Here is a 24,307-nt window from a genome sequence, read left to right on the forward strand (position 1 = left end):
ATGACCGGAATGTTCATCGGCTGGGAGCCGATGCTACTCAGGCGGTACGCTTTTCCCGGAGACACAACGACGTGACATCTACCCAGATTCAAACCCTGCTCGGCGCCGACGCCGAGTCCCTGCTTGGGCATACGTGCCGCACCATTTCCAAAGACCGGCTGCACCTTCCCGGACCCGATTTCGTGGACCGGATTTTCGTGCCGATGGACCGGCCGCCACAGGTGCTGCGCTCCATGCAGGCGCTCTATGGCCACGGGCGGCTGGCCGGGACAGGCTACCTCAGCATCCTCCCGGTCGACCAAGGCGTTGAGCACAGCGCGGGCGCCAGCTTTGCCGCGAATCCCGACTATTTCGACCCCGAAAACATCGTGAAACTCGCCATCGAAGGTGGATGCAACGCGGTTGCTTCCACTTTGGGGGTGCTCGGTTCGGTGTCGAGAAAGTACGCGCACCGAATCCCGGTTCTCGTCAAGATCAATCACAACGAGCTACTGACCTTCCCGAACAAATTCGACCAGATCATGTTCGCGAGCGTCGAGCAGGCGTGGGACATGGGCGCCGTGGCAGTGGGCGCCACGATCTACTTCGGTAGCGACGAAAGCACCCGCCAGATTCAGGAGGTCAGTCAAGCTTTCGCCCGCGCCCACGAGTTGGGAATGGCCACCGTTCTGTGGTGCTACCTCCGCAATCCCGCCTTCAAGAAGGACAAGGACTACCACGTCGCCGCCGATCTTACCGGCCAAGCGAACCACCTAGGCGCAACCATCCAGGCAGACATCCTCAAGCAAAAAATGCCAGAGAACAACGGGGGCTACAAGGCGCTCAAAGGTGAAGCCGGCGACTACGGTAAGACCGACGAGCGGGTCTATTCCGAGCTGACGACCGACCACCCGATCGATCTCTGCCGGTACCAGGTCGCCAACGGCTACATGGGACGCATCGGCCTTATCAACAGCGGCGGGGCGTCTGGGAAGAACGACTTGGCCGATGCCGTTCGTACCGCGGTGATAAACAAACGAGCCGGCGGCGCCGGTCTTATCAGCGGCCGAAAGGCATTCCAAAAACCAATGCCCCAGGGGATCGAACTTTTGAACGCCATTCAGGACGTCTATTTGGATACTGGAATAGACATCGCCTAACCGCAGAGGGATCTACGCGACAGATAAGTAAGGAAATCATAGTGTTTCGCAGATTATGGTGGGCCAGTTGTCGAGGTCTTGCGCGATGTGCCCCTCGAAGCTGTAGCATATAGATCGCCGATGCCGACGCACTACGAGGGATCCGAGGAGGAGCGGCGATCGCTCGATCTGTATATAAAGTTGGTTCGTGCATCGAACCGTGTGTTTGAAGCGGCGCACGACGGCCTAGAAGGATTGACCCCCACTCAGTTCGGAGTCTTGGAGGCGCTGTTGCACCTCGGTCCGCAAATGCCGAGCCAGCTCGCGCAGAAGCATTTGAAGAGCCCGAACAACATGACGTCCGTGCTCGACGGACTGGAAAAACTGGAACTCGTCCGCCGAGAAAGGTGCCGCGAGGACCGTCGCGTTCTTTGGATCCACCTTACAGAGGCCGGGCGAGAGCTGATTGCCGCCGAATTCCCGAAGCACGTTCGGCGGGTCGTCGACCTTACTTCCGCCCTTACTCCGAAAGAGCAGCAAACGCTCGATTCGCTGCTCCGCAAGCTCGGCCACCAAGCGGCTTAGCCCAGCTTCCCGCTGGGCGGATCCAGTGAGGACAGTTCCGAATGGCCATCGCGACGTTGCTATCATGGGTTGGGAGCGCAACTGTTGAACCGGGGGCTTTACTTTTCTATCTTGGCGGTGCTCGTCGCCGGTTGTTCCCAGCGTCCGCCACCGAATTCTTTGCAGGGTGAATGGCGTCTCAACCCGAGAGAGGGGAGCGCCTATATGAGGCTGGCCGGAAACGGCTCCTTTAGCATGTCGCTTGGCGCCGGCGTTACCGCCGCCGGCTTGGTCGGCAAATACGAGCGGTCGGGGAACGTGCTCATCATGCACGTCCGTGAAAACGATCGGGTCGCCAACTTGGCATGGGTATTCCGGTGGCTTGGCCCGAACAAGATCGCTCTAAAGCTGCCTCAGGGAAACGGGAAGGAGATGATCTTTATCCGGGGCGATTCACCGTCGAAATAAACACCTGCGCTTCGGCCGCATCATTTAAAGTCTAGCCATGAAAGAGTCCGCACTGCAGCATCTTCTCACCGACGGAGAAAGGCATACCTTCGAGACGACCGGTTTGCTGGTGGTAGAAGATGCCCTCTCGCCACAACAGGTGGCCGAATTAACGCAGGCGACGGATCGGATCTACGCCGCGCGGTTAGCGTCGGGCGGCGATCCGAAAGCCGCGCTCTTTCATCCAAACTTTATCCCGGACGACCCGCTCTTCCAGGAGCTCGTCGACTACGACCGGGTGCTTCCAAAGGTTTGGGGCATCCTTGGCTGGAACATCTATCTCTATCACGCCCACCTGATCGTGACCCCGCCCACCGGCCAGGCTCCCGACAATAAGACGTTCGGCTGGCATCAGGACAGCGGGCGCGTGAACCGCGAAATCGAAACCCACCCGCGTCCTCGGCTATCACTTAAAGTCGCTTACTTCCTATCGGATGTAAGCATGGAGGGGCGCGGTAATTTCTGGGTCGTCCCCGGCAGTCAGTTATCCGATTCGCTCCCGATGCCGCCGGACGGAGTCGGACAACCGGACGGAGCCGTTCCGGTGCTCGTCAAGGCGGGATCGGCGGTGCTGTTCGATCGGCGGCTTTGGCACACCGCGAGCCCAAACTGGTCGGACGTCACGCGCAAGGTTCTGTTCTACGGATACGGTTACCGGTGGATCCGCACCAAGGACGACATGACCGTCCAAAGTCTCTGGCCCAATTGCGATCCGATCCGAAAGCAGCTTCTCGGCTTCGGTGAGACGTGCAACGGGTTCTACACACCGCAAGACGCCGACGTGCCGCTACGGGTTTGGCTCCGGGAGCACAGCCCCGGCGAGGCGGAGTAGCCGATATGGCCGGTTAGCGCTCAAGATCTTCTTCGGGCAGTTCGATGCTTGTCCGCACACCCTAATTTACTCCGGCAGGGTGCGGACAAACGTTTTCGGCATCGTCGGCAGGGGCGTCGACGCTACGGTAGGTTACGCTAAGCTAACTCATGACGAAACCGGTATTGCTTGCGGTGGATGATGACGCCGAGGTGCTGCGGGCGGTGCAGCGGGACCTCCGAGGTGCTTTTGCGGATCGGCTGAGGATCGTGGGAGCTGGATCGGGCGCAGCCGCGCTGGAAGTGGTACGGCAACTGAAGGAGCGGAACGAGGCTCTGGCGCTGATGCTGGTGGACCAAAAGATGCCGGGCATGACCGGCGTCGAGTTCGTCGAGCAAGCCCTCGATCACTTTCCGACCGCCAAGAAGGTTCTGCTCACCGCGTATGCCGACACCGACGCGGCAATAAGGGCGATTAACGGCGCGCGGATCGACTACTACCTGCTGAAGCCCTGGGACCCGCCGGAGGAAAAGCTCTTCCCGGTGGTCGAGGATCTGCTGTGCGACTGGTTTGCCGATTACACTCCTCCGTTCGAGGGGATCCGTGTGTACGGGCACCGCTATTCGCCGGAGTCGCACGCGGTGAAGAACTTCCTGGCCCGAAATCAGATCCCGTACCAGTGGTTCGATGTGGAGGCGCAGAAGGACGATCCCGAGGTGCGGAAGGTGATCGAGTCGGCGCCCGGGAAGTTCCCGCTTGTAACGCTGCCCGACAACGGTCCGTGCCTGGAAATGCCGACCCCCGCGCAGCTAGGCGAACGGCTCGGCCTCAAGACGCACGTGGAGCGTCCGTTCTACGACCTCGCCATCGTCGGCGCCGGACCGGCAGGATTGGCGGCGGCAGTCTACGGAGCATCGGAAGGGTTGCAGACGGTAGTCGTCGAGCGCGAGGCGCCCGGAGGCCAGGCCGGGTCGAGTTCCCTGATCGAGAATTACCTTGGCTTCCCTACCGGTCTTTCGGGAGCCGATCTCGCCCGCCGCGCCCGCGATCAGGCGATCCGGTTCGGTGTTGAGATGCTCACCCCGTCCGAAGCCACGAAGTTGGAGGCGCGAGATGGTTACCGGGTCCTTCACCTCGCGGATGGACAAGAGATCGTGGCGCACGCGGTGATCCTTGCGATGGGGGTTTCCTACAAGCGGCTGAACGTGGCCGGAGAGGAAAATCTCTTCGGGAAAGGGGTCTATTACGGCGCCGCGCTCACGGAGGCGATCAACTGCCGCGACGAGGAAGTTTGCATTGTGGGAGGCGCAAATTCCGCCGGACAGGCGGCGATGCATTTCGCTCGCTACGCGGGAAAAGTGACGATGCTGGTGCGCGGAGACTCGTTGGACAAGGCGATGTCGCAGTATCTCGTCGATCGAATCGGAAAGACCCCCAACATCGAGGTCAGGCTGAAGAGCCAGGTTAAGGAGATGATCGGCAACGGCCGGCTTGAGAAGGTCCGGATCGAGGGCCCCAAAGGGGAGGACGTGATCTCGGTTAGCTCGATCTTTATCTTCATCGGCGCGGAGCCGCTGACCGATTGGCTCGACGGCACCATCGTCCGCGACCAACGTGGTTTCATTCCCACCGGCCCCGAGCTGTTGGAAATCCCCGAGGGTAAGGAGCGATGGACCGAGAAGCGCCCTCCTTCCCTTCTTGAGACTTCCATGCCGGGGGTTTTTGCGGCGGGCGACGTCCGATCTGGGTCGGTAAAGCGGGTGGCGAGCAGTGTGGGGCAAGGAAGTATCGCGGTCCAAATCGTCCACGAGTACCTGCGAGAGGTGCGGGCGTGAGGCGGCAGGAGCATCTCTTTCCGGTATTAACGGAAGAGCAGATCCAGTGCTTGGAGCCGTTCGGCGACATCGTGGAAGTGCCGCCGGGCGGAGAGATCTTCCGCGAGAAGGAGCGGTCGGACAGCTTCTTCGTCCTACTGGAAGGGGAGATCAAGATCACCCGTCAGGTGAATGGGCAGGAGCTCTTCATCGTCAACCACGGCCCGGGCGAATTCACCGGCGAACTCTCGGTGCTCACCCATGGCGAAAACCTGGCGACCGGCACCGCGCTCGAGCCAAGCCGTCTACTCAAGATCGACTTCTTCTGTGCGATGCACACCGTCTCCGGCGCATGCCCGGAGCTGATGGCGATCGTGATTCCCGCCCTGGCCCAACGGAGGCCGGAGGCCATGACGCTCGACAATCAGCGAGCCAAGCTCGCCTCACTCGGCGTGCTCGCCGCAGGTTTGGCCCACGAGCTGAATAACCCGGCCTCCGCGGCCCGCCGCTCGGCCGCGCACATGCGCGAACGTCTGGGAGCCCAACGAGAGGCTGCGATTCGGCTTTGCGAACATGGTGTCGGGCCGGACGGCCTGCACGCTCTGCAAAAGGTGCTCCACGAGATGGCGGAAAGGCCCCCGGTGGAATTGGGGCCACTTGAGCGAAGTGACCGGGAAACCGAGATTGGCGACCGCCTGACGGAGCTTGGAGTACCCGATCCCTGGGAAGTGGCGTCGGCGCTGGTCGAGGCGGGATTCGCACGGGCGGATGTCGACGCACTCGGACTCGCGCTCCCATGCGACGCGGTGAAGGTTGGACTCGACTGGTTGGCGAACGCGCTGATCGTCCAGTCTCTTTCGCGGGAGATCGAGACCTCGACCGGACGGATCGCCGACCTCGTGTCGTCGATCAAAGGATATTCGGCGATGGATCAGGCGTCGGTGCAGAACGTCGACGTTCGTCCCGGGCTCGAAGACACCCTCACCATGCTGGGTCACAAGATCCGGCGTAAGGAAATCCGAGTGGTGAAGGAGTTCGCGCCGGATACACCGGTTATCAATGCGATCCCTGGCGAGCTGAACCAGGTTTGGACCAACCTTATCGACAACGCGGTAGACGCCATGGCGAACGGAGGCACTCTTAAGGTTCGTACCGAAGCAGAGGGAGATTGTCTGTTGGTCGAGATCGAGGATAACGGTTCGGGAATTCCAGAAGAGATCCGCGACCGGATTTTCGATCCGTTCTTCACGACCAAGCCGGTGGGCGAAGGAACGGGACTGGGGCTCGACATCGCCTATAAAATCGTGACCGACCACCACGATGGAGACATTCGCGTGGACTCGGAGCCGGGGCGAACGGTGTTTCAGATTCGACTACCGGACGGTAGTTAGCTTCCGCGCAATGGGATCCGGTGGATCGCTGGTCTCCAGACCGGCCTCCGGACCATCGGCGAGGACGCCGACGCTACCATTCCAGGTGCGACGTTGCACAATGGAGTAGGAGACTCGAAGATGAGCATTGCCGCCGCTACCCATCCTTGGCTTGGCATCGAGCCGTATCGCGTAAGCGTCGACCAGTACCGGGCGTTTCGGCGCGATGGGTTCCTTGTCGTTCGCGGAGTCGTCTTACCGGAACACGTGCGCGAGCTCGCGCAGCACTGCGACGATCTGCTCGCGGACCGGGTCGACGTCAGCGAGTTCGTGTACATCCCGCCGGGGCCGAGGCCCAGCACGCGCGATCTGCTCCACCGGATCCATATGGGGCACCAGAAGATCGAGCTTTGGGAGCGATACCTGCTCTATCCGCGGGTGCTCGACCTGGTCTCGGCGTTGATCGGGCCGGACGTGGCGGCGATGCAGACGATGCTGTTTACCAAGGCGCCGGGGGCCAATGGGCAGGGTTTCCACCAGGATAGCTACTACATTCCGACCTTCCCGGACACGCTCATCGGGGCTTGGATCGCAATCGACAAGGCAGATGTCGAGAACGGATGTCTATGGATGTCGCCCGGAAGCGGGAACGAGCCGATCTATCCGCCTGAAAACGGATACGGGTATGGAAACACGGATTTGGAGGGGATTCCGAGCGTGCGGAACGTGGGTGGATACGCGAACGACGACGACGATCCCCTCAACACGCTAAAGCCGATCGCCGAGCGGTACAAGGCGGTGGAGATTCCAGCCGAAATGGAGCCGGGCGACGTGGCGTTTTTCGGCGGGCACGTGCTGCACCGATCGCTTAAGAACCGAAGCGAGACCCGGTTCCGCCGGAGCTTCGTCAACCACTATTGCAACGCCCGGAGCTTTACCACTTGGGGCGGCGGAAACAAGGAGCAGATTTTGGCGCGGGGAAACACCCACCTGGAATTCGGCCTCCCCCGGTTCGGCACCCCCTGCGCGGCGACCGATCCCGAGCGTTGCTCGGTCAGCGACTCCGGCATGGTCCACACCATGATGATGGCCACTCCGGACGGGATGATGACGGCCCAAGAGCCGGGCAAAGAGGATCACGACGAGTAGCCCCGGAACGTAACTCTCTTACCGGACTCGATCTCGAACCAGCCGGCCTAAGATCGCCATCGCCTCTTGAATCGACTCGGGCCGTTGCGTGCCGAACGATAGGCGGAGCGTGTTTGAGGGAGCCCCGAACAGCGCTCCGGGCGCGAACGGGACGCCCCGGATCAGCGATTGCTCGTACAGATCCTCGTACCGGCCGCCGGTGGGTAGGGTTACCCAGACCGAAAGGCCGCCAAGGGGCTCGAACCATGCCGACTCGTCCGGCCATTCAAACCGTAATCCGGACGTTAAGGCGGCTCGTCGGGCGCGGTAGCGCGGGATGACCCGTTCCAAATGAGCGGCGAGCCGCCCTTTTCGCAAGTAGCCGGCCAGCGCCAATTGCGAAAAGCCAAGTCCCGCACTCCCGGTCCCTCGTACTCTCTGCTCCAAGCGCCCGATCAGCTCCCGATCGGCAATGACCCAGCCCGCGCGGAGCCCGGGTGCGAGGTAGCCGGAGAGCGAGTCGACTTCGACGACGAACCGCGAACGGGACAGGGAACGCAAGCGAGGCGGTTGACCGTAAAACGCGATCGGGCGGTAATGCGCATCCTCGACGACGTAGATTCCCCGCTCTTCGGCCAGCCTCACTATCTCGCGGCGAGTTTCTAAAGGCGCCAGCGACCCGGTCGCCGGTCCAAAACTCGGCCAACAGAGGATCGCTTTCACACCCTTAACAAGGGAGCGGAGGGCATCTAGATCCAGGCCCGCCGAACCCGAGGGCGCTCGTACGGCCACCAATCCCCGCATCGTCAGGAAGCTCTCCATACCAAGAAAACCGGGCTCCTCCACCAGAATCTGGTCGCCCGGCGAGCAGAGCTCGTCGAGCAAGAGGCCGATCGCGTGGTTCGCGCCGAGGGTCACCAGCAATTCCGCTTCCGCGGTCTCACGCTCTCGAGCCAACGCATACCGAAGCTCCGGGAGCCCAGCCGGCGGCGCGTAATAGAACGCCCAGGGTGATGCGTTACGCAACTCGGCGATCTCGGCGAGGAACTCGTCGTGCAAAAACAGCGCGGGGTCCGGGACGGCGGTGGCCAACGACCGCAGCCCACCCGCCGAGCTGAGCGGTTCGTAGTCGGCCATGGGTCCGCTCGCTAGCAATGCGGCAAGTCTCTCCCTTGCCTCCGCACTCGGCAATTCGCGGACTACGCGCGTTCCGTCTCCGACTCTCGCCTCGGTCAGTCCCCAGCTCCCGAGCAGACGGTAAGCCTCCAATACCGTCTGTCGCGCGACATCCAACGAGCCGGCCAAGGAGCGGACGGTTGGCAGGCGGCAACCAAGCGGCAAGGCGCCCGAAGCGATCTGCGACCGAAGCTGCTCCGCAATCTGCTGGTAGATCGGCTCCGATGAATCACGTTCAAGTCTTAGTCCGGTCAATTCACCTGCATTGTCCTATATGGGTGGCTACTCTAACGACGGATAACGATGCATGGTTGCCGCAATGCTCGCCGTCTCTCTCGCCAGCCTCGCCGTCACGGACGAAAAGTCGCTCGATTTCTGGGTAGGAAATTGGGATGCCGTCGGCCGCTCTCTAAATCCGGACGGCAAGACTTGGTCTCAAACCAAGGCCGAAAATCGGATCGAAAGGGTATTGGGCGACAAGGTCGTCCAAGAGAGCTTTACGATGGGAACGTTCGCCGGTCAAAGCTGGTCGGTCTATGCCCCCAAAGCGAAAATCTGGAGGCAGACCTGGGTGGATAACCAGGGCGGATACATCGACCTCGTCGGCGGAATGGAAAACGGCCACATGGTCCTCCATACCATCCCGCAAAAAGCAAAGCCGAAGCTCGCCAATCGAATGATCTTCCAAGACATCACCCCTCAAGCCTTCACCTGGCGCTGGGAAAGCACCAAAGACGGCGGCAAGAATTGGCAGCTTCAGTGGGAGTTGAAGTACACGAGAAGGGCGTGATTCTCCGGAGCCCCTCCTCTTGCCGTCGTGGCTAAAGCGCCGCAGAAGCCGGCAACGTAGATCGCGAACGGGAGGAGGAGGGGTTGGGGTGGAGGTTCCCGGAATCACAAGAACGATTACGATGCCCGCATCCGAACCGGCCGGCCCGTCCGGGCTGATTCGTACAGTGCCTGGACGATCCGAATGTCCCTGAGCCCCTCCTCGCCCGGCGTCCTAACCTTGGTGTGGTTACGGATGCACTGCGAGAAGTGGTCGATCTGCGCCGCGAACTGGTCGTTCGCGGTAACCGGGAACGGATTTCCGTCCAGAGTCAAGGTGTTTCCGCCATACGAAGTCGCCGGCTCGCTGACGAGCGTGTGCTTATCTCCCACGACCTCGTAACGGTTCTTGCCGGGCTGCCAGGAGTAGCCGCTGGTTCCATGCCCGATCAGCCCGCTTGGGAACCGCAAGGTGAAATCGACGGTGTCCTCGACATCCCTAAATCGATCGTCGTTCGGCGGATTCGTGATTTTTGCCGTCACCTCCACCGGCTCTTCCCCGGAGAGATACCGAAGCGCTTGGAGCGAATAGATGCCGATATCCATCATCGAGCCGCCACCCGCAAGCGCGCGTTGAGTTCGCCACGTACCACCCGGCATGTTGAATCCGTGATCGGACCGGATCGACTTGATGTGCCCAAGCTCGCCCGATCGACAAGCCTGGATCGCCCGCATGTTATGCGTTTCGTAGTGCGATCGGTAGCCGATCTGCAGGAGCCGACCCGCCTTGCGGCAGGCGTCGATCATCCGGCGGCAGTCGGCCGGCGTCGGCGCCATCGGCTTCTCCGAACAGACGTGCTTTCCGGCCTTCGCGGCACGAACCGCAAACTCTGGGTGCGTGGCCGGCGGGGTGATCACGTACACCGCCTCGATCTCGGAGTTGTCCCGGATCGCGTCCATGGTTTCGTACAGGTAGCGGCTCTTCTCCGGCACGCCGTATCGATCGCCGACCCGCTTCAGTTTGTCGGTATGTCCACTAATCAGCGCCACGATCCGCGAGTGATCGCAGTGGGCGAAGGCGGGCATGATCTGGTTTTGAGCGTAACCGCCAAGGCCAAGAATCGCCCAGCCGACCGGCTTGGTCTTCTCTTGCCGCCAAAACATATGCGGCGACAAAGCCAGCGCGCCGGCGCCGGCGATCAACTCTCGTCTCGTAAGCTCTCCCATAGCCACATTGTAGGCCGGAGGCCGGCCGAAGCTAATTACCGCCGAAAAGAATGCTGTTCAGGACAAGCTTGTTGAGACCCGGCCACATGGCTCGGTCGGTAGGGTCTTGCGTGAAGAGGAGAACGTGGCCTTGCCCGATCGGGGCGTCTTGGAGAAAGACGGTATTGCGGAGCGCTTTCTCGGTTTCCGTGGGCCACTCCCAGCCGCTGAGCAGCTTGGTAACTTTCTCGTCGGCGCTAAAGGCGACGATGCTTCCGCCCTCTTTGCGCACGTCGTAGAACGTATCGCCGGAGATCGGGACCGCGATATCGATCTTGCCGGTCGCGGGCGCGGCGTAGCCGTAGCTGAGCGGGCTGCGAGGGTCGAGCTCGGCTCGGAAGAGCGAACCGGGCAGGCTTTGGCTTTCCTCTTTCGACTTCGTCAGGTCGGCGAAGGCGTCTTTGCCGATCGCCCACTTAGGGGCATCGAGCATCACCAGATGGCCTCCCGCGCTCACCCAGTCCTTCAGATGAGGAGAGATCGAACTCGCCCCACGAGAAGGGAGGATGATAGCGGTAAAGCGGCCCAGATCCCCTCGGCTCAGGGCGTCGCCGGAAATAGGAGTGAACGGCACATGCCAAATGCGCTCGAGCAAGAACCAAGCCGCGCCGGACTCGGCGAGATTGGTATTGGATCCCATCACGAGGGCGATCTTCGGCTTGCGCAACGAGCCGACGGTGCCGCTGCCCGGTCCCTCGCGATCGACCTCTGGATAGCCGCTATTGAGCGAGATGGCTTCCGCCTTTCGGCCGCGGAGAGCGGTTTCCAACAGTTTCTCGTACCCATCGTCGTTTCGATCGGCCAATACCAGGAAGGTCCCGCGGGGGAGCGACTGTCCGCCGACCGTCATCGGCTTATTCGAATAGGAGACTCTCACCCCGGCGTTGAGCGCGTCGAGCGCCGCCAGGGCGTCCTCTTCGTCCCGGTACGGCAAGGCATAACCTACCGAGCTGGGGAGGAGTTTGAAGGCGTAGACCGGATCCGGCAACGCTCGGACCGCGGGAGCGCTCTCGCACCACCAGGCGCGGAGGTTGTGGGCGAACGGGAGCGCCCATCCGGTCATGTCGTAGAATTCGCTCCCCTCCGGTCCGGGGTACTCCTCCCCTTCCGGCGCGGTCTTCTTTTTGCCCGTCTGGGCTTTCACGAATTCCGGCTCGAAGTCACTTTGCATTTCCAGCAGCGCCTTCGCCAAGGGACCTTGCGGTTGCGCCATGTCGACTACAAGGACGTTCCCCTGAAAGTCGGCCGGGCCGGCCGCGCCGGTCCAGTAGTCGTGGGCGTCGTTTTGATGAAACGGCGCGGCGAGGGTGGAACGGATTCCGGCAAAGCCGAGCTGTTCGCGCAGCCGCATCAGCGGGCGCGGGTCGGGGGAGGTCATCACCACTCGTTGGAACTTGCCGGCGAACGAGCCGTTGTTTGCGTTCCGCTTGAATTTAGCGTAGTCGGCGAGCAGCGGCTTCGCGTTCTCCGACGCGGCCCTCACGACGGTGAGCGCGCTCAGGAAATGCTTTTCCATGCCTCGGCGGAGGGTGAGAATGCTGCCGTCCTCCCGCTCGCTGGCAAGACGGCGGCCCCCGTCGGTCTCGTGGGTCATTCCAATCGCGCCGCTAAGGGTGGTGCTGGAATCGAGGTAGCCGGGATAGTAGAGGTCGAACTCGTCCTTGGTGAAGTAGCCGAAGCCCGCAGAATCGAACGCCTTTCCGGTGGCACGGCCGAAAAGCTCCGTCCATTTGGCATTCCTCGCTCGGTTGACATTCGGGTTGATGGACATCGGCTCGGGCGGGAAGAAGTAGCTGTTGACCTGGCCGTGCTGATCGATGTAGACCTGAGGCCCCCATCGAAGCATTTCCGCAAATTCCTGGCGCGTCTCGTCTTGGCTGAACGCGACCCGGTCGCGATTCATATCGAATCGATAGTGGTTTAGCCGCCCATAGACGGTGCTCGGCTGGAATCCCTCGAACGCGGCCGGGTCGGACGAGCCGACGGCGAGCGAGTTGTAATAAACGACATACCGCTCATGCCCGTCCGCGTTGTAGACCGGGTTGAGCATGACGACCGACTCGTCGAGCGCCTTGGCCAGCGGCCCGCCGCGCGCGGCGGCGAGATTGTAGAGGGTCCATATGCCACTCTCGAAGCTGGCAGTCTCGTCGCCATGGATACATTCGTTGATCCAGATGATCGGGACCGTCTTGGCCGGATCTCCTTTGCCGCTTGCGAGGTCGGCGTGCTCCTGGCGGATCGCCTCCAGGCGAGCGATATTGCGGGGAGAGGAGATCGCGAGGATACGAAGCGGGCGGCCTTCCGGGGTCTTGCCGTATTGGATGACTTTAACGCGGTCGTGAGCCGCGGCCGCGATCGCGGAGATCACCCGCTCCTGGTCCCGAAAGTTCGTGTGATGTTCGCCAGGCGCGTAACCGAGCACCGATTCGGGTTTCGGAACCGAGGCATCGTAGGGACCGAAGGAGTAGAAGTCGAACGGTCGCGGTCCAAGCAGCGCGAGACCCGCGATCAGGGTGGCGAACATGAGGGAAATTGTAGCCGACTATGTCTTTGGCAGGAACCTAAGGAGACCGGGCGGGCTACCATTTAGAGGTGCTAAAGAAAAATCAGCGAGTCATCCGGACCTCGGACAAGAAGGAGTTCAAAGCGAACGGCGACAGCCGGATCACGCACATGGACGAGGACGGTCGCGAATGGCAGGAAACGGAATATCGGGCCGTTGCTGAAGACGGAAGCGTCGTGTGGGTGGGGGAATCGTCCCTGGCCAAGTTTAAGGTCCTGGAATAAGGGCACATAATCGGCAGTGCTTAAGATTCCACTTGCCGGTGACTTCGTTGGCGCTTCGGACAGCGATTTTGTGATCGCGGAGTGGACTCAGGATGGGCCGGAATGGGTTGCTCCCCTTCACTACCATCGGAATTGCGACGAGGCTTGGTACGTTCTGGAAGGGGTTCTGAGCTTCCTTGTAGGAGAGGACGAGACGCTGGTGCCGGCGGGATCCGCCATCTTGGTTCCGAAAGGGACCGTGCACAGCTACCGAAACGCCGGCGAAGTCCCCGCGAGGTACCTCCTCGTGATGACGTCCAAGACCCACCAGCTCATCGACGCGATTCATTCCTCATCGGACCGATCTCCGGAAGGGATGGCGGCGGTTTTCGAGCGGTTCGATGCCGTCCTGCTCGGCTGGCCCCGACAAACGAAGGTTTAATAGCCGGATGTCTTCCGGCAACCCTGTTCTGCCCGGCTGCTACGCCGACCCCGAGATCCACCACTTCGCGGGGCGCTTCTGGATCTACCCGACCTTTTCGGCTCCGTACGAGGAGCAGACGTTCTTTGAAGCATGGTCCTCAGCCGACCTCACGGGTTGGCGGAACGAAGGGCGAATATTGGATTTCGCCGACGTCCCGTGGAGCACGAACCGGGCCGCCTGGGCTCCGAGCTGCGCGGAAAAGGATGGTCGCTACTACTTCTATTTCTCGGCCGGAGACGGGGCCGGCCTGGGGGTCGCGGTCGCAGACGCGCCCGATGGCCCCTTTCACGATGCCCTTGGCCATCCGCTGGTGAAGGAATATCACCATGGAGCCCAGCCGATCGACGCCCATGCGTTTATCGACGACGACGGCACGCCGTACCTGTATTGGGGAGGCTGGAAGCACGCGGTCATGGCCCGGCTAGGCGACGACATGACTTCCATCCAGGGCGAGATCGTTGAAATCACTCCCGAGAATTATGTGGAGGGGCCGTTCATGCTTAAGCACGCGGGTCGTTATTACTTCATGTGGTCCGAGGGAGGCTGGACCGACCACACCTACCTGGCCGCCTATGGCTCCGCGGACACGCCGTTTGGACCGTTCAAGAGGGAGGGCGTTCTCCTTCAAAACGAGCCTTCGGTCGCGAACGGCGCCGGGCACCACTCGGTGCTTCGCCTTCCGGACAGCGAGCGTTACGTGATCGCTTACCATCGGCGTCCCTTGGAGGCGGAGAGCCCACACCATCGGGTGGTCTGCCTTGACGAGCTAATTTTCCGGGACGATGGATCGATCGAGCCGGTCAAGTTAACCAACCTGGGAGTGACCCTCGATACCGTTTAGTTGAAGTGGCACAGACGCTTCGCCCGAGCTAGTTTCTGAGGAGGATTCTCAGGGGCGGGCCGCCCCGTGATACCCACGGGCGAGCCGCCCGTGCCACGTTAGCGCAGGATCTCGACGATTAAGACGGAAAGCTTTTCGAGCTTCGAGGTGCGGGCTCGAGCGGAGAAGACGTCGTAGCCGTTCGCTTCGACGCGGTCGAGAATTCGAGAGTAAAGGATTCGGGCGAGACGGACCGCCTTGCGAGCACGCGGTGGAAGCAGCGGGATACCCACATCGGCTTGGGAATAGAGATTCCGGGCTCGCTCGATCTCGAAGCGGATCAGCTCTCGAAATCGAGGCGTAGGTTCCAGATCGGCCTCAGTCACTCCAAAGCGAGCCATGTCCTCGGCGGGAAGGTAGATCCGGCCCCGGTTGTAATCTTCGCTTACGTCACGAATAAAGTTGGTGAGCTGCATTGCCTCACCGAGGGCGACCGCCGCTTCCAACATGGCCGGATTGTTCCCCGCTTCCAAGACGGAGCACATCATCAAACCGACGGCAGAAGCGCTCCCTCGCATGTAGTCGCGCAGGTCCTCGTAAGTTTCGTATCGGGAAATCGAAAGGTCCTGAGCCATCGCGTCGAGGAACCGTAGCGGCTCGTCGAGGGGCATACCGACTTCGTGCATGACGTCGCAGAAGGCTCGCAGCACCGGCTGGGTGGGGCAAACCCCGTCGAGGGCGCGGATGAGCTCGCTTCGATACGCTTCGAGACGATTCCGACGTTCGATATCGCCGCCCACCGGGTTGTCGACCCACTCATCGGGCACGCGGACAAATCCGTAGAGGGCGTTGACCCGCTCCCGGGTGCGGCGGCCGAAAAGCCGGGTCGCGAAATAGTAGGTGGTCCCGAATTTCCGGTGGAGACGCCGGCATTCGGCATGATCGTTCGGCGACGCGAACCGGCTAGGGGGTCGCGTTTCGACTGGTTCGCTCTCCATCGAACTGCCGACGTGCATTTCACTACTGGCTACGAGGTTCTTCCGACTTATATTCGCCCATCTTAACCCTCAACCGAGAAAAGCCGGGCATCTTGCTTAGCTGCATTCGCTCGTTCACATCTTTGGTTCCGGCGTGCAGCAACTGGAACCGATCGGGCGCAACCGAAAGGTCGACGGCGATCCGGTCTAGCTGCTTTGCGACGGCGAGTCGAGTGCGGCGGGACATTTCGGGCCCCTCCTCCATCGGCTCTCCAAATCGCAGGAAAGCCTCCGGCCTTTCGTGCATCGAGTGTTCGTACCGGATGCCGACCGGGATCACAACCGCATCGGGCACCTTTTTGACGAGCAGATCCAACGACTTTCCGAACGGCAACAGCTCCGGCGGGCGGTGCAGGATCCCTTCGGCGAAAAGCATCAAGCTTCTTCGGTCCCCTTTCATCAGCCGGATCGTGCGGCGGATCGTCGCCGCGCGACGGACCGGATCGTCGGATGGAAAGGGCATGCCGCCGATTTTCCCGAACAGCGGAAAGCGGTCGAACTCCTCGATCCAATCGTGAAATCCTCGGAGGCCGAGCTGCGAAAGCGCGAGATACATGACGTATCCATCGTGCCAACCGTGGTGGTTCGGCACGAAGATCGCCGGCTCTCCCACCGGCAATTGGGGAGGCTGCCAGTAGACGCCGCGAAACGTGCGGCGAACCGACCGCCGAATCATCCGATCGACCATCCGGCCGATCGCACCGTCTATCTGGGGCGCCTTAGTGGGAGACAACCCCATCCATGTACCTGATCCGATGGAATCGTCGGTCGTCGCTCGGGCTCATAATCGGGGTGATGCGGAGCCTTTTTCCTCTCGTCGCTCTTCTTGTTTTACTGGCCGCGGTCACAGGGTGTTCGAATCAAAACGACGCCGAACCGCCAAAGCTGGCCGAGCCGGCCGGAAAGCAGGCGACGAGCGTCAAACCGAATGCTCCGAGCTCCCCCGAAAAAGTGAACATGCCCCCGGTGGCGACGCCAATTGCAAGTTCCACAGACGATCGCGATGCGCTCGACAAATACAGCCAGTCGCTACACACCATTCTTCAATCGCATTCGCTGGCGGTAAAGATTTTCCGCGACGAGATGCGGAAGCAGGTCACCGACATCGACAAGAAGGGGATGAAGGCTTTCCTCGGACCATACTCCAGGTTCGATTCGTCCGTCGAACGGTCGGTCAAGAAACTCGAAGCGCTCAAGCCTCCGGCTAGCGCGCGACGGGTGCATGATGCCATTCTAAGCGCACTTGATCGTTTAAACGAAAATCTCGATTCTGCGGTCGCAGCAATTAACGAGGGGAACGACCAAGAGGTAGCGAACCTAGCCCAAGAGCGCAACACGCTCACGGACGAAGGCGCAAAAGGGGTGGACGAGGCTCTCGCTTCCGGAGGTTTTGACGCCGAAGAGTATTGGAGGAACGTCCGGCTCGTCCGAAAGAGTGACAAAGGAAAATAGCTATGACCGGCAAACTGATCGCTCTCTTCATCGCTCTTTTGACCTTCGCGCTCGCCAGCGCCAACCCTCCGGCCCCTTCCGAATACGAGAAGGCGCTCACCAAGGCGCTGAATCTTCATGACAAGGCTTCGCAGGGGTTCTATCAAGGGGTCGAAAAGGCAACGACAGAACCGGGGACGGATGGGGATTCGGCGGTGGCGAAACTGATCCCGGTCTACGAGGCTTACCGCGCGGCGACCGACGAATTGGTCGACGCGATTCTGGACGTAGTCCCTCCCAAGGAGCTTAAGAAGGTCCACAAGGCGCTTCTGATCTCCAAAATCCGGCTGGCCGACGGCCTGGAGGAGCAAATGGCCGCTTTCAGGTCGAAAGATCCCGACCAAATGAAATCGGCCGAGAAGCACCTCAACGCAATGGGAGTCGCCGCCGTCAATGAGTTGCGCAAACAAGTTGAAGCGGCTGGATACGATTTTGTTCGTTTTGCAAAGGACAACGTGTTAGTAAAGAAAGCCGGGCAAGGCTGATGGACTCGCCTTTAACCCCGACTTTCGGCCCTTTCACTGTAAAAATTGCTGGGCCATTAGGGCATCGACCCTAGATAAAGACACAGAAAATGCGCAAGAATCCATAAGGGAGAGACAAGGATGCCTAGAGTTCTAGTTGCGGATGATTCTGAGCTCGACCTCCAACTCACGCGTCGTGCGCTAAGGAATGCGCTGCCGGAGTGGGAGATCGAAACGGTAGTCGACGGTGAATCCGCCGGTCGCGAAATTCGCGAAGGTGTGACCCCGGCGCTAATATTGTTGGACTTCAAAATGCCCGGCATGGGCGCGCCCGAAATCCTCGCCGCCACGTCGGAAGAGCTACGTGCGCAAGTGCCGATCGTGCTTTTCTCATCCTCCGTAAGTCCTTCCGACATCGCCCGATGCGAAGCGCTGGGAGTGCGTGAGTACGTAGAGAAACCGACCGACCCGTCGGCCTACGCCGATGCGGTGACGGCAATCTGCACAAAATGGGCGTCTGGATAACACCGGCCGCCTCAGTTAGGCGTTATCCACTCGCGTAGATCGTCCGCTCCCAAGCGGTAGTAAGTGGCGCTTGGCGCGGCGTCGCTGATTTCCGCTTCTAAAATATGGCGCTCGAGGACCGGAATAAGGTCTTCCACCCGTTCCAAAGTGTCTGTCGTTTCCAATAACCGCTGCTTCTCCAGGTTCGCCATCTGGAGAAGGTTCGCGATAGTAAAGGAGAGGACCACCGGATCGCTGGGAAAAACCACCTTGACGCTGATTTCCTGCCGCTCGATTTGACGCCGGATCAGCATCTCGAATTCGGTCCTCGCTCGGGAGAGCAATTCTTCCGCTCGCCCCACGTCCTCGATCTCGTGTTCGATCACCGGCTCGACTTGACCCATGAAGAACGGGCGGGAATCGTCGATCTCTCGAATCCTGAACCGGCGCTCGCCCACGACGTGGACGTCCAAGCGACCATCGTCGTACGTGTGGACCCGCTGAATCCGGCAAGCGGTTCCGACGAGGTAAGGCTCGGCGCGGCCGCCCACCTCAGGACCGGATCGAATCAGGACGACGCCAAACGGCCGATCCTCGTGCAGACAGAGCCGAACCATTTCGCGATACCGCTCCTCGAAAACATGAAGCTGAATCGATGCGTACGGGAACAGCACCGTGTTGAGCGGGAACAGCGGCATTTCTTCTAGCTCTCGTGCCATTCCGAATCCAGTATAACGCTCTCCAAGTCGAACGCTTGACCGCTAGACCGACGTCATCAATGGGTAGTTCCCAAGACAAGCGCGCCCATGGTCGTGTGTCTTGCTGTCATTGGGGCAAACGTCCCGTGCAACGGCGCGGCTAGGAGAGGTAGAGTGGTGCACGTGTCCCTGGGTACACAAAAGACGATGAGCGACGAGAACGAACTGAACTCGCTCAGAGAGCAACTAGACGCCGCCTTAAAGCGGAACGCCGAGTTGGAGCAAAAACTCCAACAACAAGAAACGGCGGCCGCTCAGTCGGCGTCTGTTCGTGGCTCCGCCGAGTCCGTGGACGTCGCCCCGATTAACGAGGCCGACGTCACCCTTCGACGCCTGGTACAGCGCATTGCGATGATTCTCCAAGCGGAGAAGATCGTAATCATGTTCCACGACCGCGAAAGCGGGGAGTTGATGGGGATTCCGCCTAGTTATGGTGTGGAAGAAGAAAAGCTCAAGCTGTTCCGCATCCGGGCGAGCCATGGCATTTCCGGCCATGTCTTCCGCGAAGCGACGCCGCTGATCTTCCACGACATCATGAACGACCCTCGCGCTCAAGAGGACCCGTTCGCGCTACTGCATGTCTCCAACGGTCTCACCGTTCCCCTCGTTATCGAGAAGCGGGATGAAGAGAACCGGGTAATCGAGCGCACGACCATCGGCGTGCTGCACGCGTTCAATAAGCGGCACGGAGAAGATTTCAACGACGAGGACGTCCGGCTGCTCGAGCGGATGGCTCGAAACGTCGGATCGATCATCGCGAACCTGCAACTCTACCAAGAGGCGATTCAGAAGCGCCAAGAGCTGGTCCAAACGTTCGAGGCACTTACTGCCGGCCTCATGCTCGTTTCGAGTGAAGGACGCATCAGCCAGATCAACTCGTCCGCTCGGGCGATCTTCGATCTCGGACCCGAGACCGTCGGCAAGGACCTGCAAGCGACGATCCCCGTTCCGGAGCTGTTTAACATCGTCCAGAACGCCCGAGAGAACACCGAAGGCGGCAAGGGCGAGATCCAAGTCCATGTCGCCGGCAGCGAGCGGATTTACGAAGCGCAGGCCGCTTCGGTGCACGGCGAGGACGGTAAGGACCTCGGCGTCGTGGTCATCCTCAACGATGTCACCGACATGCGGAACATCGACAAGATGAAGTCCAGCTTTGTCGCGATGGCTTCGCACGAGCTCCGAACGCCGCTTACCGCGATCAAGGGTTTCAGCTCAACGCTTCTCGAGGGTCTCGATGCCGACCTTTACACGAAGGAAGACCAGCGCGAATTCCTCGGAATCGTGGTCTCCGAGTGCGACCGGCTTCGGCGCCTCATCGACGACCTCCTCAACACCTCTCGGATTGAATCGGGCGAGTCGCTCCAGCCTAACTACTCGCGCTTCCCGCTTCTCCCGCTTCTCGAGAAATCGGTCGCGGTTCAGCAGCAGGCAAGCAGCAAGCACCGCGTTCTGCTTCAGGTCCACAACGCCCTGCCTGAAACGATCGTCGGGGACGAGGACAAGCTCGATCAGATTCTGACGAACCTGCTCAACAACGCCATCAAGTACAGCCCGAACGGCGGCGACGTCACCGTTCACGCGAAGAACGAAGGCGAGTCGACGCTGATCGGCGTGGAAGACCAGGGAATGGGAATTCCGAAGGAGCACCTCCAGAGGGTCTTCGAGAAGTTTCACCGGGTCAACAACGACGACAACCGGAAGATCTACGGCACTGGACTCGGCCTCTTCCTAGTCCACCACTTGGTCACTCAAGTTCACATGGGTGAGATCTGGGCGGAGTCGGAAGTCGGCAAGGGCTCAACCTTCTGGGTTCGCATCCCGAACGAGTTGGACATCGAGAAGGCCAAGCAAGCGAACGAGTAGCACGAAGCCGGCAATTTGTTGGCTCGAACACGGAGGCTCTGAATTCTACGAATTCAGAGCCTCCGTGACTAATGGCCTATTCTATTTGCACCGATTATTAGCAGCGTGGGGGCGACAGCCAGGCTCAATCGGGAATCTGCTTACGGAATCGCAGAAACAAGCCGCTCCGAAGCGCCTGCCTCGGAGGTTCGATCCGGGCTGCCCACGGTCCCGGGCACGGATGCTCCAAAGCTCAGTGAGAACATCCTTGCCTTCCGGATTCTCGGTTTGTACCTCGCGATTGGGTTGGTCTATCTTTTGATCGCATCGAGAGGAGCCCCGCTCCTCCGCAACCCCGACGGCCATTGGCGAGAGCTGATGCTGGAAAACGCCATCTTTCTGGTGGTCACTTCGTTCGTTGTCTTCTTTCTATCTCGTCGCGGCTTTCACGAGCTCTTATTGGCAAGGCAAGACGCGGCAAGGTCCAAGGTCGAACTTGTGCACCGCTTGGCCGTGGTGGCGGAGTGGAAGGACGACACGATCGGTGGGCATAACTACCGGATCGCGCGAAGCGCGCAAATTATCGCCATTCGCATGGGTGTCCCGGAGCAGCGCGCCCGGCTGATCTTCCATGGGGCGGTGCTGCACGACATAGGGAAAGTGGGCATGCCGGACTACCTCCTCCGCAAAGACGGCATTTTCACGCCCGAAGAGCGGCGTCTCATGGAACGCCACGTTCTATTGGGAGCCGCCCTCTTGGAAGGGAGCGACGACGACCTGCTCAGCGTCGCCCGGACGATCGCCCTGACCCACCACGAGAACTGGGACGGGTCCGGCTATCCGCACGGCTTGGCCCGTACAGAGATCCCGGTGGAGGGCCGGATCGTGGCGGTCTGCGACGTTCTTGACGCGTTGCTCAGCGAACGGTCATACAAGGACGCCTGGAACGCTTCCGCGGCGGTGCAGTTCATCATCGAGCAAAGCGGCCGTAAATTCGACCCCGCCGTGGTCGATACGATGCTCCACACCCTGCCGGACATCGTCGCAATTCGAGAGGAAGTCCCCAACGACCCTTGGATCGCCTGGCAGCATCAGAAGAACCGCCTAATGCGCGATGAAGCCACCCGGGTTCGGCTCTAACCGCTCGTAAAGGCAACCGCGACGTCGTCCGGAATGCGTACTGGACGATTTCGGACCGGGTCGATCCAAACCCACTCCGTCTCCGCCTCGGCCAAAACCGTGTCGGCGCGTTCGATCCTCGTCTCTCGGGTCGCGCGCACCCCGTGTAGCGAGGCGATTCGGGTGTGAACCTGGATCTCGTCCCCGCTCATCGCCGGCACGTGGTAGACCAGGGTATGCCGTCGCACGACCGGCACCGCCGCGAACGCCTTATATCGGTCGATTCCGAATCCGAGCTGCTCGCTGTGGGCCCGCGCGACCGCCTCGACCCAGCGCAGGTAGACCACATTATTGACGTGTCCAAGTTCGTCGATATCTTCGGGTGAGGCGATGAGGGTCAGCGTAAAGGCCGGTTCAAACATGGGCCCCATTTGCCGGGAGGGTAAACCAGATCGTGGCCCCCTCGCCTGGCCGTCCTTCGGCCCACGCTCGGCCGCCGTGCCGCTGAGCGATGAGGCGGACCATTGTGAGTCCCATTCCCCATCCCGGATATTCAGTTTCGGGATGAAGGCGGTCGAACGGCTTAAAAATTTCCTCCGCCTTTTCTGGCGGGAAGCCGATTCCATCGTCCCGAACGAAATAAGCGCCGTCCTTCTGTCCAATCTCGATGTGGACGGGGGAATCTTTCCTAGCAAACTTCACGGAGTTATCGATCAGCGCGCCAAACAGCTTCTTCGCGAGATCGGCGTCCGCCACAGCGGACATTCCCGGCTGAACGATGGCGTCCACCCCCGCCGAGCTAGCTGCCTCCGAGGCGGCGGCGCTGAGATCGAGTTCGGCCGGCGTCATCGTCTGACGCCCGAGCCTTGAAACCTTTAAAATCTGTTCGATGATGTCGGATAGCCGCTTTGCGTTGCGCGATTGACGCTGCAACTCGCTCTTGCCCTCGGCATCGAGACGATCGTTATAGTCCTCGATGAGGATCATCGAGCTCGACATGATCGCACGAAGCGGACCTCGAAGGTCATGCGAAATGGCATACAGGAACTGCTCGAGGTCCCGCTCCGCGTTAGTCGCCCGCTCTTCTAACTGTTCAATTCGACGCTGTAGCTCTGCTTCCCGATCCAAGCTCCACTTCATCCTGTCGATGTTCCGACGCAAGCAACTATACTGGCTGCCGTCGAAACTATGCTCGCCGCCCTCTCGATTATTCGGTCCAACGACCACGACGAAGTCCTTGGTTCCCCGCGGGTCGACCTTCGATCCTATGGATTGCATGTCGGGAAGGCCAAATTCGGTCTAATGGGCTCGGCAATGTCGGCTAATTGTCGGCGGTAGCCTCGGCTGGGGTGTCTTTCGCTAGAGAGGCGGAGCCCCCCAACCTGAGCTTTGACTGAGCCTGAATCGCACGCTCTTTTTCGAGGCGATCCTCTTCCGCCGCCGGCTTAGTACAGCCGGCGACGGTAAGAGCGATTGCCATCGCAACGGACGCCGCGACGAACGCGATCACGGTTCTCATTACAATTCCAAGTCCGGTCGGAAGAAGCACCAGTAGTACGGAGCGGTCGATCCCGTCGGCCGGCATCCCGTGTACTGAGTTCCTTTAACGTTCGCATCGTAAACGGAGAATGGATCGGTTAGGAAGTCCGCGACGGTCCCTCCGCCATCGACGCCGATTCGCTTAAACTTGGCCGAGGTGTCGGTACGCACGAAGATCGTTCCGTTGGCGTACGCCCGGTGACTCCTTGTTTCCGCGGGAGGGGCATACCAAACCGAACCAAATGGGCTCCCGCCCCCGTTTGTATCGTCGGGGTAGCCGGTCGGGTTAAAAATACATTCCCCAGCCCCGGCGCAGCGCAGGGAGGGGGTGGAGATCATTTGGCCGGTCCAGTTGACTCGTCCGGTGGCGTACCACAGCAGGGGAACCGTTCCCGGCTGGGAAACCGAACCTAAAGAATAGGTGTGCAGGAGCCCGTTAAAGCTCATCCCTACGTTTTGAGGGAGTTTGCCGGGTTGAGGCGACGAGGCCTGGGCGGCATTGACCCCGTCGCCAATCTTGACCAGTTCTATTGATTTAGTGTACGGCGCAATACTGTTCGCCCAATACACGGAGTGGCGCTCGAGGGTCGCGGGGGTGGTCAGACGCCAATCGTTCGGGACCTCGGCGAGAAGCCCTGGGGACCAATTGCCGGCCGAGTTGCGGATAAGGGCGAACGGCAGGCGGTCGTCGTTGTCGTTGGTGTAGATCGTCATGGCGGTCCCCACCTGCTTGAGGTTGGAGAGCCCTGCCGTTTTCTTTGCCGCTTCCTTCGCCTGAGCGAAGACTGGAAAGAGGATGGCCGCCAGGATAGCGATGATCGCAATAACCACCAGGAGCTCGATTAGGGTGAATCCACGGGAATAAATTTTCATCGTCATATTCCTCCCGCCGAAGATTTGAGCCGATTGACGCACAGCCTCCAAATTTCGATGAGAATCGCCTCCGCGATTAGTTGCAAAT

26 protein-coding genes are annotated in these 24,307 nt (G+C 60.6%); 16 read left to right on the top strand and 10 right to left on the bottom strand.

The features are described 5' to 3' along the window. Window positions 1-71 precede the first annotated feature (71 nt). From OP10G_RS05525 to OP10G_RS05555, 7 genes are all read left to right on the top strand, one after another. Window positions 72-1,139 (top strand): class I fructose-bisphosphate aldolase, encoded by a 1,068-nt coding sequence (locus OP10G_RS05525; protein ID WP_025226884.1) that lies wholly within the window; start codon window positions 72-74, stop codon window positions 1,137-1,139. Window positions 1,140-1,259: 120 nt separating this feature from the next. Further along, window positions 1,260-1,703 carry a MarR family winged helix-turn-helix transcriptional regulator gene (locus OP10G_RS05530; RefSeq protein ID WP_025226883.1) on the top strand — a complete coding sequence of 148 codons (444 nt, stop codon included), beginning with the start codon at window positions 1,260-1,262 and terminating at the stop codon, window positions 1,701-1,703. A 111-nt stretch (window positions 1,704-1,814) separates the two neighbouring features. Then, window positions 1,815-2,150 carry a hypothetical protein gene (locus tag OP10G_RS26175; protein WP_144241011.1) on the top strand — a complete coding sequence of 112 codons (336 nt, stop codon included), beginning with the start codon at window positions 1,815-1,817 and terminating at the stop codon, window positions 2,148-2,150. A 37-nt stretch (window positions 2,151-2,187) separates the two neighbouring features. Beyond that, window positions 2,188-3,021 carry a phytanoyl-CoA dioxygenase family protein gene (locus OP10G_RS05540; protein WP_025226881.1) on the top strand — a complete coding sequence of 278 codons (834 nt, stop codon included), beginning with the start codon at window positions 2,188-2,190 and terminating at the stop codon, window positions 3,019-3,021. 149 nt (window positions 3,022-3,170) lie between these two features. Further along, complete coding sequence (locus OP10G_RS05545) at window positions 3,171-4,835, top strand: NAD(P)/FAD-dependent oxidoreductase (RefSeq protein WP_025226880.1); 1,665 nt, start codon at window positions 3,171-3,173, stop codon at window positions 4,833-4,835. Continuing rightward, the gene (locus OP10G_RS27705; protein ID WP_025226879.1) at window positions 4,832-6,205 is read left to right on the top strand and encodes an ATP-binding protein; all 1,374 of its coding nucleotides are present in this window, start codon (window positions 4,832-4,834) and stop codon (window positions 6,203-6,205) included. The genes OP10G_RS05545 and OP10G_RS27705 overlap by 4 nt, the downstream gene beginning before the upstream one ends. Before the next feature lie 120 nt (window positions 6,206-6,325). Further along, on the top strand, window positions 6,326-7,333 hold the full coding sequence (locus tag OP10G_RS05555; protein WP_025226878.1) for a phytanoyl-CoA dioxygenase family protein: 1,008 nt from the start codon (window positions 6,326-6,328) through the stop codon (window positions 7,331-7,333). Between the two features lie 18 nt (window positions 7,334-7,351). Here the strand turns inward: OP10G_RS05555 and OP10G_RS05560 are convergent, their stop codons facing one another. Continuing rightward, a complete protein-coding gene (locus OP10G_RS05560; RefSeq protein WP_025226877.1) occupies window positions 7,352-8,743 on the bottom strand; it encodes an aminotransferase-like domain-containing protein in 1,392 nt (463 codons plus the stop codon). A 64-nt stretch (window positions 8,744-8,807) separates the two neighbouring features. Here OP10G_RS05560 and OP10G_RS05565 point away from each other — a divergent pair, with 64 nt between their 5' ends. Then, the gene (locus tag OP10G_RS05565; RefSeq protein ID WP_144241012.1) at window positions 8,808-9,278 is read left to right on the top strand and encodes a hypothetical protein; all 471 of its coding nucleotides are present in this window, start codon (window positions 8,808-8,810) and stop codon (window positions 9,276-9,278) included. A 116-nt stretch (window positions 9,279-9,394) separates the two neighbouring features. Here OP10G_RS05565 and OP10G_RS05570 read toward each other — a convergent pair whose 3' ends face one another. Together OP10G_RS05570 and OP10G_RS05575 are read right to left on the bottom strand one after the other, a co-directional pair. Beyond that, a complete protein-coding gene (locus OP10G_RS05570; RefSeq protein ID WP_025226875.1) occupies window positions 9,395-10,483 on the bottom strand; it encodes a Gfo/Idh/MocA family protein in 1,089 nt (362 codons plus the stop codon). Between the two features lie 31 nt (window positions 10,484-10,514). Continuing rightward, window positions 10,515-13,046 carry a M14 family zinc carboxypeptidase gene (locus OP10G_RS05575; RefSeq protein WP_025226874.1) on the bottom strand — a complete coding sequence of 844 codons (2,532 nt, stop codon included), beginning with the start codon at window positions 13,044-13,046 and terminating at the stop codon, window positions 10,515-10,517. 68 nt (window positions 13,047-13,114) lie between these two features. Between OP10G_RS05575 and OP10G_RS05580 the strand changes: the two genes are divergently transcribed. From OP10G_RS05580 to OP10G_RS05590, 3 genes are read left to right on the top strand one after another with little or no spacing between them, the layout of a single operon-like run. Further along, entirely contained in the window at window positions 13,115-13,309 is a 195-nt protein-coding gene (locus tag OP10G_RS05580; protein ID WP_025226873.1) for a hypothetical protein, read from the top strand. Between the two features lie 16 nt (window positions 13,310-13,325). Further along, window positions 13,326-13,730: a cupin domain-containing protein gene (locus OP10G_RS05585; protein WP_025226872.1), complete on the top strand. Its 405-nt coding sequence runs from the start codon at window positions 13,326-13,328 to the stop codon at window positions 13,728-13,730. 7 nt (window positions 13,731-13,737) lie between these two features. After that, complete coding sequence (locus tag OP10G_RS05590) at window positions 13,738-14,613, top strand: glycoside hydrolase family 43 protein (RefSeq protein WP_025226871.1); 876 nt, start codon at window positions 13,738-13,740, stop codon at window positions 14,611-14,613. 98 nt (window positions 14,614-14,711) lie between these two features. Here the strand turns inward: OP10G_RS05590 and OP10G_RS05595 are convergent, their stop codons facing one another. Next, window positions 14,712-15,608, bottom strand: a complete 897-nt coding sequence (locus tag OP10G_RS05595) for a phytoene/squalene synthase family protein (RefSeq protein WP_084178837.1) — start codon at window positions 15,606-15,608, stop codon at window positions 14,712-14,714. Between the two features lie 4 nt (window positions 15,609-15,612). Further along, complete coding sequence (locus tag OP10G_RS05600) at window positions 15,613-16,368, bottom strand: lysophospholipid acyltransferase family protein (RefSeq protein WP_038472638.1); 756 nt, start codon at window positions 16,366-16,368, stop codon at window positions 15,613-15,615. Between the two features lie 56 nt (window positions 16,369-16,424). Between OP10G_RS05600 and OP10G_RS05605 the strand changes: the two genes are divergently transcribed. The 3 genes from OP10G_RS05605 (at window position 16,425) to OP10G_RS24080 (ending at window position 18,109) form a co-directional block, all read left to right on the top strand. After that, entirely contained in the window at window positions 16,425-17,081 is a 657-nt protein-coding gene (locus OP10G_RS05605; RefSeq protein ID WP_144241013.1) for a hypothetical protein, read from the top strand. Window positions 17,082-17,083: 2 nt separating this feature from the next. Then, window positions 17,084-17,605, top strand: coding sequence for a hypothetical protein (locus OP10G_RS05610; protein WP_025226868.1), 522 nt, complete (start codon window positions 17,084-17,086; stop codon window positions 17,603-17,605). Between the two features lie 120 nt (window positions 17,606-17,725). Next, entirely contained in the window at window positions 17,726-18,109 is a 384-nt protein-coding gene (locus tag OP10G_RS24080) for a response regulator (protein ID WP_025226867.1), read from the top strand. Between the two features lie 11 nt (window positions 18,110-18,120). Here the strand turns inward: OP10G_RS24080 and OP10G_RS05620 are convergent, their stop codons facing one another. Next, entirely contained in the window at window positions 18,121-18,807 is a 687-nt protein-coding gene (locus tag OP10G_RS05620; RefSeq protein WP_025226866.1) for an LON peptidase substrate-binding domain-containing protein, read from the bottom strand. Between the two features lie 186 nt (window positions 18,808-18,993). Between OP10G_RS05620 and OP10G_RS05625 the strand changes: the two genes are divergently transcribed. After that, a complete protein-coding gene (locus tag OP10G_RS05625) occupies window positions 18,994-20,709 on the top strand; it encodes an ATP-binding protein (RefSeq protein ID WP_025226865.1) in 1,716 nt (571 codons plus the stop codon). Between the two features lie 105 nt (window positions 20,710-20,814). Continuing rightward, window positions 20,815-21,828, top strand: coding sequence for an HD-GYP domain-containing protein (locus OP10G_RS24085; protein ID WP_025226864.1), 1,014 nt, complete (start codon window positions 20,815-20,817; stop codon window positions 21,826-21,828). Here OP10G_RS24085 and OP10G_RS05635 read toward each other — a convergent pair. From OP10G_RS05635 to OP10G_RS05650, 4 genes are all read right to left on the bottom strand, one after another. After that, a complete protein-coding gene (locus OP10G_RS05635; protein ID WP_052547578.1) occupies window positions 21,825-22,229 on the bottom strand; it encodes an acyl-CoA thioesterase in 405 nt (134 codons plus the stop codon). The genes OP10G_RS24085 and OP10G_RS05635 overlap by 4 nt on opposite strands. Further along, window positions 22,222-22,947, bottom strand: a complete 726-nt coding sequence (locus OP10G_RS05640; RefSeq protein ID WP_158409147.1) for a sensor histidine kinase — start codon at window positions 22,945-22,947, stop codon at window positions 22,222-22,224. Before OP10G_RS05640 ends, OP10G_RS05635 begins: the two co-directional genes overlap by 8 nt. Before the next feature lie 181 nt (window positions 22,948-23,128). Next, window positions 23,129-23,326, bottom strand: a complete 198-nt coding sequence (locus OP10G_RS05645) for a secreted novel AID/APOBEC-like deaminase family protein (RefSeq protein WP_025226861.1) — start codon at window positions 23,324-23,326, stop codon at window positions 23,129-23,131. After that, window positions 23,326-24,219: a type II secretion system protein gene (locus OP10G_RS05650; protein ID WP_084179747.1), complete on the bottom strand. Its 894-nt coding sequence runs from the start codon at window positions 24,217-24,219 to the stop codon at window positions 23,326-23,328. The genes OP10G_RS05645 and OP10G_RS05650 overlap by 1 nt, the downstream gene beginning before the upstream one ends. Window positions 24,220-24,307: the final 88 nt, after the last annotated feature.

The sequence above is a fragment of the Fimbriimonas ginsengisoli Gsoil 348 genome, assembly GCF_000724625.1.
In the GTDB taxonomy this organism is placed as follows: domain Bacteria; phylum Armatimonadota; class Fimbriimonadia; order Fimbriimonadales; family Fimbriimonadaceae; genus Fimbriimonas; species Fimbriimonas ginsengisoli.

Bases quoted from the DNA above. Each gene is read 5' to 3' on its own strand.
- OP10G_RS05530 (WP_025226883.1), top strand. From the start codon at position 1,260: ATGCCGACGCACTACGAGGGATCCGAGGAGGAGCGGCGATCGCTCGAT.
- OP10G_RS05540 (WP_025226881.1), top strand. From the start codon at position 2,188: ATGAAAGAGTCCGCACTGCAGCATCTTCTCACCGACGGAGAAAGGCAT.
- OP10G_RS05545 (WP_025226880.1), top strand. From the start codon at position 3,171: ATGACGAAACCGGTATTGCTTGCGGTGGATGATGACGCCGAGGTGCTG.
- OP10G_RS05555 (WP_025226878.1), top strand. From the start codon at position 6,326: ATGAGCATTGCCGCCGCTACCCATCCTTGGCTTGGCATCGAGCCGTAT.
- OP10G_RS05565 (WP_144241012.1), top strand. From the start codon at position 8,808: ATGCTCGCCGTCTCTCTCGCCAGCCTCGCCGTCACGGACGAAAAGTCG.
- OP10G_RS05570 (WP_025226875.1), bottom strand. From the start codon at position 10,483: ATGGGAGAGCTTACGAGACGAGAGTTGATCGCCGGCGCCGGCGCGCTG.
- OP10G_RS05575 (WP_025226874.1), bottom strand. From the start codon at position 13,046: ATGTTCGCCACCCTGATCGCGGGTCTCGCGCTGCTTGGACCGCGACCG.
- OP10G_RS05590 (WP_025226871.1), top strand. From the start codon at position 13,738: ATGTCTTCCGGCAACCCTGTTCTGCCCGGCTGCTACGCCGACCCCGAG.
- OP10G_RS05595 (WP_084178837.1), bottom strand. From the start codon at position 15,608: ATGCACGTCGGCAGTTCGATGGAGAGCGAACCAGTCGAAACGCGACCC.
- OP10G_RS05600 (WP_038472638.1), bottom strand. From the start codon at position 16,368: ATGGGGTTGTCTCCCACTAAGGCGCCCCAGATAGACGGTGCGATCGGC.
- OP10G_RS05605 (WP_144241013.1), top strand. From the start codon at position 16,425: ATGCGGAGCCTTTTTCCTCTCGTCGCTCTTCTTGTTTTACTGGCCGCG.
- OP10G_RS05610 (WP_025226868.1), top strand. From the start codon at position 17,084: ATGACCGGCAAACTGATCGCTCTCTTCATCGCTCTTTTGACCTTCGCG.
- OP10G_RS24080 (WP_025226867.1), top strand. From the start codon at position 17,726: ATGCCTAGAGTTCTAGTTGCGGATGATTCTGAGCTCGACCTCCAACTC.
- OP10G_RS05620 (WP_025226866.1), bottom strand. From the start codon at position 18,807: ATGGCACGAGAGCTAGAAGAAATGCCGCTGTTCCCGCTCAACACGGTG.
- OP10G_RS05625 (WP_025226865.1), top strand. From the start codon at position 18,994: ATGAGCGACGAGAACGAACTGAACTCGCTCAGAGAGCAACTAGACGCC.
- OP10G_RS05635 (WP_052547578.1), bottom strand. From the start codon at position 22,229: ATGTTTGAACCGGCCTTTACGCTGACCCTCATCGCCTCACCCGAAGAT.
- OP10G_RS05640 (WP_158409147.1), bottom strand. From the start codon at position 22,947: ATGAAGTGGAGCTTGGATCGGGAAGCAGAGCTACAGCGTCGAATTGAA.
- OP10G_RS05645 (WP_025226861.1), bottom strand. From the start codon at position 23,326: ATGAGAACCGTGATCGCGTTCGTCGCGGCGTCCGTTGCGATGGCAATC.
- OP10G_RS05650 (WP_084179747.1), bottom strand. From the start codon at position 24,219: ATGAAAATTTATTCCCGTGGATTCACCCTAATCGAGCTCCTGGTGGTT.